The 17139-nt window shown below is 66.8% G+C and carries 17 protein-coding genes; 4 read left to right on the top strand and 13 right to left on the bottom strand.

From position 1 onward, the window contains the following. Positions 1-63: 63 nt before the first annotated feature. From GJV37_RS18840 to GJV37_RS18810, 7 genes are all read right to left on the bottom strand, one after another. Complete coding sequence (locus GJV37_RS18840) at positions 64-285, bottom strand: hypothetical protein (RefSeq protein WP_024765734.1); 222 nt, start codon at positions 283-285, stop codon at positions 64-66. Positions 286-380: 95 nt separating this feature from the next. Next, on the bottom strand, positions 381-707 hold the full coding sequence (locus GJV37_RS18835; RefSeq protein ID WP_024765733.1) for a DUF2388 domain-containing protein: 327 nt from the start codon (positions 705-707) through the stop codon (positions 381-383). 111 nt (positions 708-818) lie between these two features. Continuing rightward, positions 819-1136 carry a DUF2388 domain-containing protein gene (locus GJV37_RS18830; RefSeq protein ID WP_024765732.1) on the bottom strand — a complete coding sequence of 106 codons (318 nt, stop codon included), beginning with the start codon at positions 1134-1136 and terminating at the stop codon, positions 819-821. A 74-nt stretch (positions 1137-1210) separates the two neighbouring features. After that, positions 1211-3598, bottom strand: coding sequence for a tetratricopeptide repeat protein (locus tag GJV37_RS18825; RefSeq protein WP_193452826.1), 2388 nt, complete (start codon positions 3596-3598; stop codon positions 1211-1213). A gap of 122 nt (positions 3599-3720) precedes the next feature. Then, a complete protein-coding gene (locus tag GJV37_RS18820) occupies positions 3721-5001 on the bottom strand; it encodes a cytochrome c (RefSeq protein ID WP_170858031.1) in 1281 nt (426 codons plus the stop codon). Further along, on the bottom strand, positions 4998-6587 hold the full coding sequence (locus GJV37_RS18815) for a GMC family oxidoreductase (RefSeq protein ID WP_193452825.1): 1590 nt from the start codon (positions 6585-6587) through the stop codon (positions 4998-5000). The genes GJV37_RS18820 and GJV37_RS18815 overlap by 4 nt, the downstream gene beginning before the upstream one ends. Positions 6588-6589: 2 nt before the next feature. Further along, positions 6590-7096: a sugar dehydrogenase complex small subunit gene (locus GJV37_RS18810; RefSeq protein ID WP_037016395.1), complete on the bottom strand. Its 507-nt coding sequence runs from the start codon at positions 7094-7096 to the stop codon at positions 6590-6592. A gap of 208 nt (positions 7097-7304) precedes the next feature. On the opposite strand from GJV37_RS18810, the gene GJV37_RS18805 reads away from it, so the two are divergent. From GJV37_RS18805 to GJV37_RS18795, 3 genes are all read left to right on the top strand, one after another. Then, positions 7305-8099, top strand: coding sequence for a thymidylate synthase (locus GJV37_RS18805; RefSeq protein WP_169889085.1), 795 nt, complete (start codon positions 7305-7307; stop codon positions 8097-8099). 308 nt (positions 8100-8407) lie between these two features. After that, complete coding sequence (locus tag GJV37_RS18800) at positions 8408-9565, top strand: iron-containing alcohol dehydrogenase (RefSeq protein WP_193452824.1); 1158 nt, start codon at positions 8408-8410, stop codon at positions 9563-9565. A gap of 7 nt (positions 9566-9572) precedes the next feature. Continuing rightward, positions 9573-10007 carry an acyl-CoA thioesterase gene (locus GJV37_RS18795; RefSeq protein ID WP_037016398.1) on the top strand — a complete coding sequence of 145 codons (435 nt, stop codon included), beginning with the start codon at positions 9573-9575 and terminating at the stop codon, positions 10005-10007. 97 nt (positions 10008-10104) lie between these two features. On the opposite strand, the gene GJV37_RS18790 is transcribed toward GJV37_RS18795, so the two are convergent. Next, complete coding sequence (locus tag GJV37_RS18790; protein WP_193452823.1) at positions 10105-10470, bottom strand: hypothetical protein; 366 nt, start codon at positions 10468-10470, stop codon at positions 10105-10107. A 275-nt stretch (positions 10471-10745) separates the two neighbouring features. Between GJV37_RS18790 and GJV37_RS18785 the strand changes: the two genes are divergently transcribed. Then, positions 10746-11285: a DUF2087 domain-containing protein gene (locus GJV37_RS18785; RefSeq protein ID WP_024767395.1), complete on the top strand. Its 540-nt coding sequence runs from the start codon at positions 10746-10748 to the stop codon at positions 11283-11285. 59 nt (positions 11286-11344) lie between these two features. Here the strand turns inward: GJV37_RS18785 and GJV37_RS18780 are convergent, their stop codons facing one another. The 5 genes from GJV37_RS18780 to GJV37_RS18760 all read right to left on the bottom strand — a co-directional run bounded on the left by GJV37_RS18780 (position 11345) and on the right by GJV37_RS18760 (position 17011). After that, positions 11345-11785, bottom strand: a complete 441-nt coding sequence (locus tag GJV37_RS18780; RefSeq protein ID WP_193452822.1) for a glycine zipper domain-containing protein — start codon at positions 11783-11785, stop codon at positions 11345-11347. A gap of 122 nt (positions 11786-11907) precedes the next feature. After that, on the bottom strand, positions 11908-12414 hold the full coding sequence (locus GJV37_RS18775; RefSeq protein ID WP_038803491.1) for a hypothetical protein: 507 nt from the start codon (positions 12412-12414) through the stop codon (positions 11908-11910). A gap of 431 nt (positions 12415-12845) precedes the next feature. Continuing rightward, positions 12846-15167, bottom strand: coding sequence for an FdhF/YdeP family oxidoreductase (locus GJV37_RS18770; RefSeq protein ID WP_193452821.1), 2322 nt, complete (start codon positions 15165-15167; stop codon positions 12846-12848). A 14-nt stretch (positions 15168-15181) separates the two neighbouring features. Next, positions 15182-16018 carry a formate dehydrogenase accessory sulfurtransferase FdhD gene (fdhD, locus tag GJV37_RS18765; RefSeq protein WP_170858026.1) on the bottom strand — a complete coding sequence of 279 codons (837 nt, stop codon included), beginning with the start codon at positions 16016-16018 and terminating at the stop codon, positions 15182-15184. Between the two features lie 93 nt (positions 16019-16111). Further along, complete coding sequence (locus GJV37_RS18760; RefSeq protein ID WP_193452820.1) at positions 16112-17011, bottom strand: LysR family transcriptional regulator; 900 nt, start codon at positions 17009-17011, stop codon at positions 16112-16114. Positions 17012-17139: the final 128 nt, after the last annotated feature.

Below are 17139 nucleotides of genomic sequence, written 5' to 3'. Positions count from 1 at the left end.
GGCTTTCTTGTTTTTCGTACGGGTTCGTTCCGGCGTGGGAGCGAACCGGGCCGGCAGAGGGCCTCAGGGCTTCAGCTGCAACCGGCCGATCAGGCGGATCAGCAGCGCAAACAGCACGATCATCAGCACATTGCTGAGCATGCCGATCAGGTTGTAGACGGCGGACGGCAGCAGCGAATAGATCTCCAGGCCGACCACGCTGAGCAGGCGGCTGAGCAGCCAGAAGCCTTCACTGACGATCAGCAGGATCAGGGTGATCTTCAGCGGCTGGATGGGATCGTTCATGGGACACTCCGTGTCGGAATTGGAGTGTCAGTAGAACACAGCCGCGCCCCGCCGGCTTGGCCCGCGGCGAGCGCCACGGGCCGCGCCGGTGGGTATCACTGGGCGGGTGCGTCATCTCGGCGGACGAGGATGGCGTTGGCCAGTTCCATGTCGCTGCGGTCCTGAAGCGCGGCGTCGTCGCTGCGCAGGCGGGTGAGGGCCGCCTCCAGGTACGGGCCGCGGATCGCACCATCACTGGCGACGAACGCGCTCGCATCGTCCTGGGCGGCGACGATCAGCTTGTCGTGCTTGAAGGTCAGGTAGGTCGACGCGGTTGTGGCGCCGGATGAGATGACGTCGCGCCAGAAGTCGCCGTCGGCCATGGCCGAGGCAACGGGCAGGGCGAGCAGGGCAAAGGCAGTGGCCAGTTTCGCGGTACGCATCGGTTCCACCTCCGGAAGGTCCGTGTACAGGTGAGAGGCGCAGCGGCTGGTGGGAGTTCCAAGATTATCCGCGCGAGGTGCGCGAGCGGTTGCCCGCGCGCCTCGCGTGGGTCAGCGCTGGGCGGCCAGGATTGCCGAGGCCAGCTCCGCGTCGCTGGCTTGCGCCAGGGCCGGGTCGGCACTGCGCATCTGCTGCAGCGTGGCTTCCAGGTAGGGGCCGCGGATGGCGCCATCGGTGGCGATGAAGCTGGCGGCGTCGTCCTGGGCCGGGCCGATCAGCTTGTGATCGTCACGGCTGGTCAGGTAGCTCGAGGCGGTGGTGGCGCCGGAGGTGAGGACGCCGCGCCAGAAGCTGCGGTCCTCGGCCATGGCCGAGGCGAGGGGGAGAAGGGTAAGGGCTACGACGACAGGGGCGAAACGGCGACGCATGGTGTCTCCTTGGATGATTGCGCGCCAATCAGAGCCTTGGAAGTTTCAGCGGTTCCGGCCTGTCGTCGGAATTTTCACTCTCGTTTTAGCGCCGGATCGTCCGGATTCTGCTGCTCCAGTTCCGCGGTGAACTGCTGCACCTTCTGGAATTGCCCGGTTTCGCGCAGGTAGTCGATCAGCGCCAGGCGCGCCGTCCGGTTGGCAGGGTGGCGCTGCAGCAGTTGTTCCAGCTCGTGGCAGGCGCCGTCGCTGTCGCCGGTGTCATGCAGGGCGATGGCCAGGACGAAGCGGAACTGGTCGTCGTCCGGGCTCAGGCGCACCGCTTCGCGCAGTTCCTTGAGCGCCTGCGTACGTTGCCCCTGGCGCACCAGGCCGAGGCCATTGACGTGGTGCAGCAGGCCGGAAGCGGGGAACAGGCGCAAGCCTTCATCCAGCGCTTGCCTGGCTTCGGCTGCCCGGCCATTGCCCTCCAGCCACTGGATCAGCGTGACCCGCGCGGGCAGGAAGTCGGGGTTGCGCTGAATGGCGGCGCGCAGCGCCGGCTCCACCTGATCGCCCCGATCGGTCTGCTGGTAGAGCATGGCGAGGTTGAGATTGGCCTCGGCACGCTCGGCGAGGTCGTGCTGGACCTGTTCGTACTCTTCGAGACCCTTGCCCAGGGCCGCTCCGATGCTGGCGCGAACCGGTGGCGGGAGCTGGGCCAGTTGCCAGGCCGCGGCGATGCGTACGGCGCGGATCGGGTCATTGAGCAACGGCGCCAGCAGCATGGCCTGCTGTGGGGCGCCCGCGAGGGCCGGCAGAGCCTCGATGGCGGCGTTGCGTACCAGCGGGTAGGCGTCCTTCAGGCCCAGGGCCACCAGCTCCAGCGAACGCTGGCTGGGGTAGCTGGGCAGTTCGGCAAGCAGGGTCGCCCGGCGGATCGCCGGCAGGTCGGTCGTCGCCAGCAGCAGGTGCAGCGCGCGGGAGGCGCCGGGCTTGCCGTTGCGCGCCTTCCACAGGGTGTCGTCATAGCGCGGCGCTGGGTTGCTGGAGGCATTGGGTTTGGCCGGCAGCTCGCTGGAGAACCACTCGCGGAACTTCGCGCCGAGCTGCTTGCTGGGCATGTCGCGGTGGCAGGCCTGGCAGGCATCCGGCGCGCCGATGCGACGGGCATGGGCGGGGTCCGGCAGGGTGAAACCATGGTCGTGGCGGTAGTCATTGACCATGTAGTAACGCCCCGGCATGTGGCAGGCGGTGCATTGCGCGCCCGGTGTACCGGGTTGGTGATGTGTGTGCTCGGGCGAGTCGTAGTTCTTCGCCTGCAGGCCCTTGCCGTCGATCTGCGGACGCACCGGCTTGCCCGCCGTGTTGTGGCATTGCAGGCAGACGCCATTGCCCGGTGCCTTCAGCTCGCCGCTGTGGGGGTTGTGGCAATCGGTGCACTGGACCCCTTTGGCGAACATCTTGCTCTGGGTGAAGGAACCCCATTCGAAGACTTCGTCCTTGATCTTGCCGTCGATCTCGTACAGCTCGCGGGTCAGCGTGCTGGGCAGGTAGTCGTCCATGAAGCGATGCTTGTTCTGGAAGCCGTCGGCCAGCGGTGCGCGACGCGCGTGGCAGCGTGCGCAGGTCTCGACGATGGTCGCCTGGCTGGCGTTCTGCAGCGGCACTTCGAACCCCTTGTCCGCGCTGCGGTCGGGCTTGCGCGCCCATTCAAGGTGCCGGGATGCCGGGCCATGGCAGGCCTGGCAGCCGACGCCGAGGCTGTTCCAGTGGCTGGCGAAGCTGTCGGTGGTGGCGGTGTAATTGCGCTTGAAACCGGTGGTATGGCATTCGATGCACATGAAGTTGGCGTTCTGCGCCGGGCGGGTCCAGTGCAGCTCGTCCTTGTGGTCGATACCCTGGCCGGGCATCAGCTGGAACCACTGGTGCTTGCGGCTATCCCAGGCCACGCCGAGGGCTTGCAGGCGACCGCCCGGATACTCGAGGAGATACTGCTGCAGCGGTTCGAAGCCGAAGGTGTAGGCCACCTTGAAGTCCGCCGGCTTGCCGTCGGCGCCGGGAGTATTGACCCAGTACTCGCCTTCCCTGCGGAAAAAGCGAGTGGTCTCGGTCTCGCCCTTGAAGGTGACGTTGGCGAAGTCCCCCAGCACATTGCCCTCGGCAGCTGGCTTCATCGCCTGCTGGTGGTGGGAACCCTGCCAGCTCTTGAACTGTGCCTGGTGGCAGCCCTGGCATTGCACTTCGTCGACCATTGTCGTGGTGGGTGCCGGTGGAACTGCCAATGGCGCGGGAGTCGATGCCGGGGCTTTGGCGGGCGCACTGGCAGACACCGGCAGCGCCGGGTTGCTGTTCTGCACCCACCACCACAGACCGAGGGTGGCAACCAGCAGCAGGCCGGCACAGGCGGCCAGCAGCCATCCACGATAGGGTTTGCGCGGCGGGCTCTCCGGGCGTGGAGCAGGCTTCTTCGGCTTGGGCATTCGACTTCCATTGTTCTGCAGGACAACTCCACGAATCGGCGCAGCTTCGACGAGGGGCTGCCGGCCTGTCAACGCTAATCAGGCCGGCCCGTGATCCCTTCTGTGCAGGGCGCCAGCCCCGCTCAAGGCTGGCGGATTTCGGCGACCCGCGCGCTGTCGATCTTTACCTCCGGATTGCCGAACTGTGCCGTGAGATAGTTCACCAGCGTGGCGATCTGTTCGTCATTGAGCGTGCCGGCGAAGCCCGGCATGAACATCTCCTCGTCGCCTACCTTGCGGTGCACGCCGCCCAGTACCACCTGCACCAGGTTGTCCGGCTGCAGGGCGCCCACGGCGCTGTTCTTCAGCAGCATCGGGTAGTAGCCGTCCTTCACCCCTTCGCCGCTCCAGGAGTGGCAGCTGGCGCAATTGCCCAGGTACAGGCGCGCACCATCGTCATGCTTTTGTGCGGCGAAGTCCTGGCCGCGCAAGGTGACCACATCGTCCGCCGGCTCGCCCCAGGCAAAGCGTGCCTTGCGTTCGCCATCGCTGACCTCCGGCACGCTGCGCAGGTAGCTGGCGATGGCCAGCAGGTCGGCGTCGGTCATGTACTGGAAACTGTGCTGCACCGCCTCGGCCATGGGTCCGGCCGCCTGCGCCTTGCCCGGTACGCGGCCGGTCTTCAGGTACTGGGCGATCTCCGCGTCGCTCCAGCCGCCGATGCCGCTGTGGGTGTCGGGGGTGATGTTGAAGGCATACCAGCCACCCAGCGCGGCGCCGGAGAGGAAGCCGGTAGTGCGTTCGTCCACGGCCTTCTCCTGGAAGGCCATGCCGCGCGGCGTGTGGCAGGTGCCGCAATGCGCCAGGCCCTGGACCAGGTAGCCGCCGCGGTTCCAGGCCGGGCTCTGCTTCGGGTTGGGCTGGTAGACCGAATCCTGGTGAAACAGCAGGTTCCAGATCGCCAGCGGCCAGCGCATGTTCAGCGGCCAGGCGATATCGGAATCCTGGTTGGGCTGCGCGACGGCCTGCACGCCGCCTTCGAGGAACCAGGCGTAGAGCGCCTTCATATCCTCGTCGGTGATCTTCGCGTAGGCGGTGTAGGGCATTGCCGGGTAGAGGCGGGTGCCGCCCTTGGCCACGCCGTCGCGCAGGGCGCGGGCGAAGTCGTCGTAGCTGTAGCTGCCGATGCCGGTCTTCGGGTCGGGGGTGATATTGGTGGAATACACCGCGCCCAGCGGCGTGGCCAGTGGCAGGCCGCCGGCGAAGGGCTTGCCGCCCGGCGCGGTGTGGCAGGCTGCGCAGTCGCCGGCGCGGGCCAGGTATTCGCCGCGCTGCAGCAGCTCCTGCGGGGCGGGATCGAGGGCCTTGGCGGCGTGCGAGGCCAGGGGAGCGGCGAGCAGGGCAAGCAGGATCAGACGCTTCATGCCTTGGCCTCCCGCTTCAGCTGTTCGGCCAGGCGCAGGGCCAGGGCGGCGATGGTCAGGGTGCAGTTCACCGAGCCGACGGTGGGCATCACGCCACTGCTGGCGATGAACAGGTTGGGATGATCGTGGCAGCGGCAGTGGGCATCCACCACCGAATCCTTCGGGTCGTCACCCATCAGCACGGTGCCGGTGATGTGGTTGTTGTTGGCGAAGCTGTCGTCGAACTTCACCTCCTCGCCACCCAGCAGCTTGGCAGCGTGGGCGTAGACCTCGCGGGTGTGCACCGCGCTCTTGCGCACGTACTCGTCCATGGCATAGGTGAATTCGGGCTTGGGGATGCCGGCGGCGTCGCGCTCGGTGGCGCTGGGGACGATGCGGTTCTCCGGGTGCGGGAGGATTTCGTGGAAGCTGTCGAAGCGCACGAAGCGCGCGGCGCGGTCGCGGATCTTCGCTTCCAGGTCGTGGCCCAGCAGCAGCGGCCCGTGGCGGATCAGTTCGGCGGCCACCTGGTCGGTGCGCGAGAGGTTGGACAGGTGGATCTTCTTCGACGCGTACTCGCTGCGGAACGCGCCGTCGCGGAAGCCCACCATGGAGGTCATTTCCTGCGGCCCGCGGCCCGGCCAGAGTTTCTCATCGGCATAGAACTGCACGGCGGTGCCGGGATGGTCCATCAGGTTGCGGCCGACCATGTCGGAGCTGTTGCCGACGTCGGACATCAGCATCAGCTTGGGCGTCTCGATGCCATTGGCAGCGAGGATGAAAGTGTCGCCCTCGACGCGCACCTCGTTGCCTTGCGGGTCCCTGTACAGCGCCGCGACTATCTTGCCGCCGTCGCCCTTTTCCAGCTTGAACACCACGGCGTTCTCGATCAGCCGGGCGCCGGCGGCCTCGGCCTTCTCGACGTGGACGATGCCGTTATACATCGCGCCGATGGGGCAGATGGGCATGCAGTTGTTGTTGCCGCAGCAGGTCGGCCGGCCATCGTAGGGCCGGCTGTTGCGCGCCACCGGCTCGGTGACCACGCGGTAGCCGTTGGCGTTGAGCAGGGTCTTGATGCGCTGCTCGTTCCACGACAACGGCAACGGCGGCATCGGGTAGGGCTGGCTGCGCGGCGAATCGAGCTCTTCGTCACCCGGTCCCCAGACGCCCAGTTCCTCTTCGGCGCGCTGGTACCAGGGCTCCAGTTCGGCGTACTCGATGGGCCAGTCGCGGCCCACGCCGTAGAGGCTGAGCAGCTTGAAATCATTGGGCAGGAAGCGCCAGGCCGACGCCGCCCAGTGCCAGGTGGTCCCGCCCACGGCGCGAATGTACTGCACGTCGTAGGGGTGTTCGCCTTTCTGGATCAGGTAATGGTTGTCCGGCTTGAACTGCGGATGCGGCGCGTACGGGCTGGACGGGTAGGGCGCCTGGTTGTCGGACTTGTCCGCCTGGTTGCGGAAGCGCTCGACGATCTCCCAGCGCCCCATGCGCGGGCCGGCTTCGAGGATCAGCACATCCTTGCCGGCCAGCGCCAGCTGATGGGCGACCAGCGCGCCGGCGACGCCGGAGCCGACCACCACGAAATCGGCGCGTTGCGTAGCGGCCATGCTCAGGCCCCCCGCTCGGTCGGTTGCGCCGCCCAGAAGCCGGGCTTGTTCGGGCAATAGCTGCGGATCACCAGCACGTCGTCCACGGCGCGGAACATCAGCGCCTGTTCGTAGGTGACCACCGTGGCGCTGGTGTCATCGCCGATCTGGCCCAGGTACCAGCCGCCGAGAATCTGCCGGGCCAGCCACTGCTGGCGCTCGGTCCAGGTGGCCGGCGCGTCGCCCAGGCGATCCAGCAGTTCCGCGAGACTCTGCCGCAGCGCCGTGTCGCGCTGGGCCAGGACGCCGAACAGGCGTTCGCCGATGCGCGGGTCGAGGTTGCTGCGGCCGGTCAGGCGCTGGGACAGGGTCATGAACTCGTCCAGCTCCGTCGCTGCCTGGGGCGTCAGCGCGGCCCAGGTGCGTGCGGCCGGGCTGAGCAGTACACCGCCCAGAGCGGCACTGGCGCACGCCACTGCCAGCAGGCGACGGCGCGAAAAAGGAAAGGCGGGCAGCTGTGCCTCGGACATGTCGACCTCTCTTGCAACAGACGAACGGTTGGGGAGCGCGGTCTGGCGCCGCTTGAATCGGGTGTTGGTCGGCCAGGGTGGCGAGACCGGGCCCAGGCCCTTAGTATTGCCGCTTGTTCAGATTCTGCCGGGCGAATCGTTCTGCCGGCGGCCCACCCCGGAGCCGCGCCGCAGAGCCGCACCGACCGGCTTTTGGGTGACCTTCGCGATGAAACAGTACCTCGACCTCATGCGCCACGTGCGCGAACACGGCACCTTCAAGAGCGACCGCACCGGCACCGGCACCTACAGTGTGTTCGGCCACCAGATGCGCTTCGACCTCGCCGAAGGCTTCCCGCTGGTGACCACCAAGAAGTGCCACCTCAAATCGATCGTCCATGAACTGCTGTGGTTCCTCAAAGGTTCGACCAACATCGCCTACCTGAAGGAAAACGGCGTCTCGATCTGGGACGAATGGGCCGACGAGAACGGCGACCTCGGCCCGGTCTACGGCTACCAGTGGCGCTCCTGGCCGGCCCCGGACGGCCGCCATATCGACCAGATCGCCAACCTGATGGAGATGCTGAAGAAGAACCCGGACTCGCGCCGGCTGATCGTCTCCGCGTGGAACCCCGCGCTGATCGACGAAATGGCCCTGCCGCCGTGCCACGCGCTGTTCCAGTTCTATGTCGCCGACGGCAAGCTCAGCTGCCAGCTGTACCAGCGCTCGGCCGACATCTTCCTCGGCGTGCCCTTCAACATCGCCAGCTACGCGCTGCTGACCCTGATGGTCGCGCAGGTCGCGGGCCTGCAGCCGGGCGAGTTCATCTGGACCGGCGGCGACTGCCACCTGTACGCCAACCACCTGGAGCAGACCGACCTGCAGTTGACCCGCCAGCCGCTGCCGCTGCCCACCATGAAGATCAACCCCGAGGTGAAGGACCTGTTCGACTTCCGCTTCGAGGACTTCGAACTGGTTGGCTACCAAGCCCACCCGCACATCAAGGCGCCGGTCGCTGTCTGACCTGCCCTCGATGAAGAAGAGGCCGGCGCAATGCCGGCCTTTTTCGTTTCTGCGAGGCTGATCCCGTGGGAGCGGGCTCCGTCCGCGATGTGCTACCGGCCTGCTCGGAGCCACCGGAAATCGATCGCGGATGAATTTACTCCCATGTTCCCTGCGCGCCGTGGCTTCCCATTCATCTGGTGAATGATCGTTTCGCCTGGCGGTACAGGGTTTCAGGGTTATGTGTTGCGTTGCTATGCTCCCCGGGCTGGCCACTGAGCGGTGGCCTACGGATTTTCCGCACTACAACGACAAGACCGGGGAGCGTCATGCAGCCTTTCAGCTTCGCCACCACCGCGCAGATCCTCTGCGAGAGTGGCTCCGCCACCCGCCTGGGTGAACTCTGCCGCGAGCGCGGCGCCCAGCGCGTGCTCATCGTCACCGATCCCGGCATCACCCGCCTGAACATGCTCGACGGCGTGCTGCCCGGCTTCGCCAAGGCTGGCGTGGCGGTGGACGTCTTCGATCAGGTGGTGGCCGACCCGCCGGAAAGCGTCGTGCTGGCAGCCGCCGAGCAGGCTCGCAAGATGGCTGCGCAACTGGTGGTCGGCTATGGCGGCGGCAGCTCGATGGACGTCGCCAAGCTGGTGGCGCTGCTGGCGCATCCGTCGGCATCCCAGGGTCTGAAGGACATCTTCGGCGTTGGCAACGCTCGCGGCCCACGCCTGCCGCTGATCCAGGTGCCGACCACCGCGGGTACCGGTTCGGAAGTGACACCCATCGCCATCGTCACCACCGGCGAGACCACCAAGATGGGCGTGGTCAGCCCGCACCTGCTGCCGGACCTGGCCGTGCTCGACGCCGACCTCACCCTCGGCCTGCCGCCGGCGGTCACCGCCGCCACCGGCATCGACGCCATGGTGCACGCCATCGAGGCCTACACCAGCAAGCTGAAGAAGAACCCGCTGTCCGACCTGCTGGCGCGCGAAGCGCTGCGCCTGCTGGCGCTGAACCTCGACGAAGCCGTGCACAACGGCGGCAACCGCGAGGCGCGCCAGGCCATGCTGCTGGGCGCCTGCCTGGCCGGCCAGGCCTTCGCCAACGCCCCGGTGGCCGCCGTGCACGCGCTGGCCTATCCGCTGGGCGGGCACTTCCACATTCCCCACGGCCTGAGCAATGCGCTGGTGCTGCCCGAGGTGATCCGCTTCAATGCGCCCAATGCCGCACCGCTCTACGCCGAGCTCGCGCCCCTGCTGCTGGGCGAGCGCCTGCGCAGCGATGCCGACCGCACCGAGCAGTTCATCGCCGAGCTGGCCGACCTCAGCCCGCGCAGCGGCCTGCCGTCGCGCCTGCGCGATGCCGGCGTACCGGAGGCCAGCCTGCCGCGCCTGGCCGCCGATGCGATGTTGCAGCAGCGCCTGCTGGTGAATAATCCCCGCGAAGTCAGCGAGAGCGACGCGCTGGCCATCTACCGAGCCGCCTTCTGAGAACCCGATGAGCGAACAGCACCCCAGCCGCACCGACTACGCGCACTTCCAGCCGATCACCACCCGCTGGCACGACAACGATATCTACGGCCACGTGAACAACGTGACCTACTACGGCTTCTTCGACACAGCGGTGAACACCTACCTGATCGAGCGCGGTGGCCTGGATATCCACGGCGGCGAGGTGGTGGGCTTCGTGGTCAGCTCCAGCTGTGATTATTTCGCGCCGGTGGCCTTCCCCGAGCGCATCGAGGTCGGCCTGCGGGTCGGCAAGCTGGGCAACAGCTCGGTGCAGTACGAACTGGCGATCTTCCGCGAGGGCGAGGACCTGGCCTGCGCGGCGGGCAAGTTCGTGCATGTGTTCGTCGACCGCGCGAGCAACCGGCCGGTATCGATTCCTCCTGCGTTGCGGGAGGCGATGGAGGTGCTGGTACGCGTTTGACGGGCTCTTTGCGGGAGCGAGCCTGCTCGCGAACACGTCGCGCATCGGCGATGCCAGCAATTCCGTTCGCAAGCAAGCTCGCTCCTGCGACGATTACCTACCACCCCATCGGATAATGCTCGATCCGGCACGGCCGGCTGTTGCCGTCGCCCTTGCAGATGCCGTCCAGGTACTGGTAGCGCATCCACACCCGCTGTCCTGGCGCTGGCCAGTGCTTACGCGGGATCATGCTTTGCCAGTCGGCGCTTTCCGGCTCGAAGGCGATCAGCGCGCCCCGATTCGGGCAATCCGCGCCGGCGGCCCGTGGCTTGACCGACTCCACGCGGCCTTCCAGGCCCCGCACGGGCAGTTTGAGCGCCCCGATGATCTCCACTTCCATCTGGCAGACCTGCCAGTCCCCGGCGTACGCGGTCTGCACGGCGCCAAGCGACAGCAGCAGACCGGCAGCAGCAAGCGCTTTCACGAATGACTCCTTGTGGCCAGTGATCCCTTCCCGACAAGCCTATACGAGGCTGGCCGGATGACATGGGGCTTGTCCCGGGTGGCGCGCCCGGCCTATGCTGGCCGCCGGTCGGCAGTTCACCCAGGCGTCGCCGCCTCCGTATGGAGAGCGCTAAACCTGCCACGCGGTTCCCCGCACCTTTGACGATCCGACACACTTTCCCAGTGCCGCATCGGAAGCCGGCGACCCCCGATCACCTCCTGCACGAGGTCTTGGCACGCAACGAGGATTGCACTGTGTCCAGGCAACGCTTGCCCTACCACGCCCCCGATATGTCGGTGCTGGCGAAATTCCTGACGCGACAATTGGACGAATCGCCCGAACGTCCCGGTCATGTGGAGATGCTCAACCTGCTGGCCCGCGCGGTTGGCTTCCGCAACTACCAGGCGCTGCGCGCCAGCCACCAGGCTGAGGCGCGCTTGGCCCGCGAAATAGAGCCCGAAGCCGTGGTGGATTTTCGCCGCGTCGAGCAGTGGCGGCGCTACTTCGATGAGGCCGGCTGCCTGCAGCGCTGGCCGAAGAAACACAGCCACCGTGAGGCCTGCCTCTGGGTGCTGTGGTCGCGCTTGCCGGCGCGGCAAACGTGGAGTGAAAAGGACATCAACGGCCGCCTGCGTGCTCAGGAACGCCTGGGTGACCACCTGCTGCTTCGGCGCGCCCTGGTCGATGGCGGATGGCTGCAGCGCACCGACGATGGCGGTGAATACCGTCGCGTTGAGCGCCGACCGCCAGCTGAGCTGAGTGCGCTGTTGTCCTGCTTGCCCGCCTGCGCCTAATCGGTCGGTCATGAACAAAAAAGCCCGCCAATCGGCGGGCTTTTTCACACGGGCATCGGTCAGTCGTCGTGATGCTTGTGTTTGTGCTTGTAGTGGCCTTTGCCCTTGTGGCGGTCGCTCTTGTGACCACTGCTGTGGTGGTCATCGTTGTCGTCGGCCAGGTGGTTGCCCAGCGCGCCGCCCGCCGCGCCGCCCAGGCCCGCGCCAATGGCGCCACCGGTGGAGCCACCGACCCTGTTGCCGATGACCGAGCCGCCTGCCGCACCCAGGCCGCCGCCAATGGCTGCCTCGGTCTTGTTGCCATTCTTGGCACCCATCGCGCCGCCAGCTGCACCGCCTACGCCAGCACCGATGGCCGCGCCGGTGGAGCCACCCAGGGCGCCGCCCACCACGTTGCCCAGTGCGCCCCCGACACCGCCGCCAATGGCGGATTTGGTGTCGTCGGCGACGGCGTGGCTGGCCAGCAGGGCCAGTGCCAGAACAGAAAGAGTCTTACGCATGTTGCGAACCTGAAAGTAGAAAAGGAATGGGGAAATTGTCCCGCATAGAAAACAGCCGGGCAATGAGGCCCGGCTGTCAGTCGTCGTTTCCGTGGACTGATCGCGGTTAGCTATGCCGCGGATCAATCCCAGTCGCGATGGTGCTTGTGTTTGTGCTTGTACCAGCCGCGGTGACGACCGTTATCGTGCCAGTGGCGGTCGTAGCGACGATCGTCATAGCGCGCATGGCGGTAGCCGCGGCGACCATCGTAGTCGTCGTCATCGTCGCGGTTGCTGTCGGCGTAGTGGTTACCCAGTGCGCCACCGGCGCCACCACCCAGGGCCGCGCCGATCAGGCCGCCCGTGGTGCCGCCCATCTTGTTGCCCAGCACCTGGCCGCCCGCGGCGCCCAGGCCACCGCCGATGGCGGCTTCTGTCTTGTTGCCATGGCGTGCGCCCATGGCGCCGCCTGCTGCACCGCCAAGGCCACCACCAATGGCGGCGCCGGTGCTGCCGCCGACCGCCTGGCCGACCGCAGTGCCCAATACCCCGCCCAGGGCGCCACCGACGCCGGCACGTGTGTCGCCGTCCGCGAAGGCGGTGCCACCAACCAGCGCAAGAGACAACAGGAGCATCGAGGAGTACTTCATAGAGAGGATCTCTCTGTGGGGATGTTGGGGGTGATCCTCGGTTTGGGCGAAGGCTCTGGCAAGGGGGTTCCGACGAGTAACACGACTTTCATCAAATAATGCAAGTATTTGATTTTAGGTCAGAACTTTTTCGATTTTGGGCGGTCTGAGCGTTATTCCAGGGTTTCGCTTTTGATGTGTCTTTATCACAGAATGCCATTGAAATGATGGCTTTTCACGGAAAGCGTCCTTTTCCCTCCGAGTTTACCCTTCGGCCTTTTCCTACTTGATGCGCGTCTAGCGGATTTTTCGCAAGACGAGGCAAGGGTGCGTCCGAGAAAAGCTTCGCGAGCAAGCTCGCTCCTACTAAAGAGCAGCGGCTTTTCTGTAGGAGCTGGCTTGTTCGCGAACGGCGGTTGGATGGCGCTCCGGTGGGAGCGCCGTGAAGGGCATCACGCGATGCGCTGGCTCGGTCGCGCTTTCTCGAAGCGGATGGCGACGAACTTGGAGGTTGGCGTGTGGCTGCCGACACCGTGGCTGTCCAGCGGCACCAGCGGGTTGGTCTCCGGGTAGTACGCCGCCGCCTGGCCGGAGGGAATGTCGTAGGCCAGCAGGGTGAAGCCGCTGACGCGGCGGTCCACGCCATCGGACCAGAGTGACACCATGTCCACTTTCTCGCCCGGCTCGAAGCCCAGGCGGCGGATGTCTGCCTCGTTGGCGAACACTACCTCGCGATGGCCGCGCACGCCGCGGTAGCGGTCGTCCAGGCCATAGATGGTGGTGTTGTACTGGTCGTGGGAGCGCAGCGTCTGCAGGATCAGGTGGGGCTCCTGGCCGGTCTCGCGGATCTTCGTGTGGACCAGGTCCGCTGGCAGCGGGTGGTGGTGGAAGTTGGCCTTGCCGCTGGCGGTGTTCCAGCGCCGCGAGCCCGCCGAGTTGCCCAGGTGGAAGCCGCCGGGGTTGGCCACGCGGCGATTGAAGTCGTTGAAGCCGGGGATGGTGTCGGCGATCAGGTCGCGGATGCGGTCGTAGTTGGCGATCATCGCGTCCCAGTCCACCGGGTGGTTGCCCAGGGTGTCCTTGGCGATGCCGGCGATGATGGCCGGCTCCGAGCGCATCTCTTTTGACGACGGCTCCAGCTGCCCGAAGGATGCGTGGATCATGCTGAAGGAGTCTTCCACGGTCACTGCCTGCGGGCCTTCAGCCTGACGGTCGATGTCGGTGCGCCCCAGGCACGGCAGGATCAGCGCGTCGCCGCCCACGGTGAGGTGGCTGCGGTTGAGCTTGGTGCTGATCTGCACGGTCAGCGCGCAATTGCGCAAGGATTGATGAGTGCGCGGGCTGTCCGGGGTCGCCTGGGCGAAGTTGCCGCCCAGGCCGATGAAGACCCTGGCCCGCCCGTCGAGCATGGCGTTGATAGCCTCGACGGTGTTGTGGCCGTTCGCACGCGGCACCTTGAACTGGAAGCGCCGTTCGATGGCATCGAGCAGAGCGGCAGGCGGTCGGTCGTTGATGCCCATGGTGCGGTCGCCCTGCACATTGCTGTGGCCGCGTACCGGGCACAGGCCGGCGCCTGGGCGGCCGACATTGCCGCGCAACAGTTGCAGGCTGACCAGTTCCTGGATGGTGGGCACCGAGTGATGGTGCTGGGTGATGCCCATGGCCCAGCAGACGATCACTCGCTCGGCGCGGCGGTACATGATCGCCGCCTGCTCGATTTCATCGAGGCTCAGCCCCGACTGCTGGACGATGTGCTCCCAACTGGTGTCGTCCACCACGGCCAGGTAGGCATCGACGCCCTGGGTATGCTCGGCGATGAAGGCGTGGTCGAACACTGCCGGCTCGCCCTTGGCCTGGGCTTCGCGTTCCCATTGCAGGAGGAACTTGGCGATGCCGCGCACGGCGGCCATGTCGCCACCCAGTGCCGGGCGGAAGAAGGCCGTGTTCAGCGGCTCGGAGCCATTGGTGAGCATTTCCAGCGCGTGCTGCGGGTGCTGGAAGCGCTCCAGGCCGCGCTCCTTGAGCGGGTTGAAGGCGACCACCTGGGCGCCGCGCTTCACCGCCTCGCGCAGCGGTTCGAGCATGCGCGGGTGGTTGGTGCCGGGGTTCTGGCCGAAGACGAAGATCGCATCGGCGTGCTCGAAGTCATCGAAGGTCACGGTGCCCTTGCCGATGCCGACGCTCTGGCCCAGGGCTACGCCGCTGGCCTCGTGGCACATGTTCGAGCAGTCGGGGAAGTTGTTGGTGCCGAAGGCGCGGACGAACAGCTGGTAGAGGAAGGCCGCCTCGTTGCTGGCCCGACCGGAGGTGTAGAACTCGGCCTGGTCGGGGCTTTCCAGCGCATTCAGGTGCCGGGCGATCAGGGCGAAGGCGTCGTCCCAGGCGATTGGCTGGTAGCGGTCGGTGGTGGGGTCGTAGCGCATCGGCTCGGTCAGGCGGCCCTGGTATTCGAGCCAGTAGTCGCTCTGCTCGCGCAGCGAAGTAACGCTGTGACGGGCGAAGAAGGCTGGGTCCACGCGGCGCTTGGTGGCCTCCCAGTTCACTGCCTTGGCGCCGTTCTCGCAGAACTTCACCCGCCCGTCTTCGGGGGAGTCGCCCCAGGCGCAGCCAGGGCAGTCGAAGCCACCGTTCTGGTTGGTCTTGAGCAGGGCGCGCAGGTTCTTGAACGGCTGTTTGCTGTCCAGCCAGAAGCGCGTGACGCTGATCAGCGCGCCCCAGCCGGCGGCGGCGCCCTTGTAGGGTTGGTAGCGGGGATTTTCTTGCTGCAGGCTCATGGAATCTCTTTCGTTCAGGCGGCTGGTGGCGCCGGGCTGTAGACCCGGGGCGGGCTGCGATGGGGCAGGTGGATCAGGTTCAGGTTGTGCTCGCGGGCCCACTGCACGGTGAGCGAGGTGGGAGCGGACAGGCTGACCAGGGTGGGGAGCCCGGCGCGCACGGCCTTGTGGATAAGTTCCAGGCTGCAGCGGCTGGTCACCACGGCGAAGCCGCCGGCCAGCTCCAGGCGCTGGCGCTTGAGCGCGCCGACCAGTTTGTCGAGGGCGTTGTGGCGGCCGATATCCTCGCGGCACAGGCGAATCTCGCCGGCGGCATCGACGAACAGCGCCGCATGCAGAGCGCCGCTGCGCCTGCCGATCTCCTGCACGGCATTGACCCGCTCGCGCAGGTGGTCGAAATGGACGGCGGGTGGCAGGGGAGCGCGCGGCAATACCGGCAGGCCGGGCAGCGCCTGGTCCAGGGCCTCGACGCCGCACAGGCCGCAGCCGGTGTTGCCGGCCAGTTGCCGGCGCTGGTCCTTGAGGGCCCAGAAGGCGCGATTGCTGACCTGCACCTCGGCGGTAATGGCCTCGCCATGTGCCGTCAGGCTCACGTCATAGATGTCGTCGATGGACTCGATGAGGCCGGCACCGAGGCTGAAACCGTGGACGAAGTCTTCCAGGTCGTTCGGCGAGACCATCATCACGGCCTGGCTGAGGCCGTTGTAGGCAATGGCCAGGGCGGTTTCCCCGGCCAATGCGGCGCGGCCGCCGGCTCCTTGCGGGGTGAGTTCGACGTAGCTGTAGCCGTCGGCAGGCACGGCGGCATCCCGGACCGCGGCGCTGGCCGGGCGGGTGATCAGGCAAGGCATGGGCTGAGCCCTGTGGTTCTAGTAATGCAACCAGCCTATGCCGATGCCGGGGCAGCGTCTAATGGCTGCTGTCGATGTTGTGATAGATGCGGTTTATCGGTCGGGCGAGTCGCTGCCCAGCAGGACCGTCGCTTCGCGGAAGCAGGCTTCGGCCAGCGCGGAGCGTGGTTCGCTGCGGCGCAGGATCAGCCCGAGTGGCGACAGGGTGCGCGCGTCGTCGATCGGGGTCAGCACGAAGTGCTCACCCTGGGCGTCCAGCCCGCTGCCCAGCGGCATGATCGCGCAGCACAGCCCGCGCTCGACGGCTTGCACCAACTGATGCACGGCGTCGGTTTCCAGGCGTGCCCGAGGCGCCAGGCCGCGGCTGCGGAAGCCGTGGTCGATGGACTGGCGGAAGTGCATGCCGGACGAGAGCAGGCCCAGCGGCAGCTCCGCCAGTGCGTCCCAGCTCAGGCTCGGACCGTCGATCTGGAAGTGCCGGCGGTCGTGCAGCAGGCCCATGCGGGTAGCGGCCAGTTCGAGGCTTTCGAAATGTTCGCGGTCGAGGCGGTCGAGGTACGACAGGCCAAGGTCCAGCTGGTTGCGGCCGAGGCCTTCGAGGATGTTCTCCGAACTCAGGGCGAACAGCTGGAAGCGCAGTTCCGGGTGGCGCTGGGCGAACAGCTCGATCAGCTGCATGGGGTCGAAGCCTGCCAGCGGCACCACGCCCAGGCGCAGGGTGCCGACCAGTTGGCCGCGGCAGGCCGCCGCTTCTGCGTAGAGCCCGTCATGCGCAGCCAGCAGGCTCCGGGCCCAGGCGAGTACGCGCTCGCCGGCCTCGGTGAAACCCTCGAAGCGCTGCCCACGGCGCACCAGTTCAAGGCCCAGTTCCTCCTCCAGGCTGCGTACCCGCATCGAGAGCGTTGGCTGAGTGACGTGGCAGCGTGCCGCCGCCTGGCCGAAGTGCCGCGTCTCGTCCAGTGCGCAGAGGAATTTCAGCTGCTTGATGTCCATCGGCGGGAAGGCTCCGGGGCGTTCTGTCGGGTTAAGGCGGGATTAGGAGTATTCCGTCAGGCACTGCGGAAGTCGGCGACTAGACTCCAGGGGCGCGCGGTCTGCCCAATGCCGGCCGCCTGTCACTG

Origin of the sequence: Pseudomonas nitroreducens (assembly GCF_010994165.1) — a bacterium.
GTDB classification, from domain to species: domain Bacteria; phylum Pseudomonadota; class Gammaproteobacteria; order Pseudomonadales; family Pseudomonadaceae; genus Pseudomonas; species Pseudomonas nitroreducens.
The sequence above is the reverse complement of the archived record's forward strand: the minus strand, read 5'-3'. Positions and strand labels throughout refer to the sequence as shown.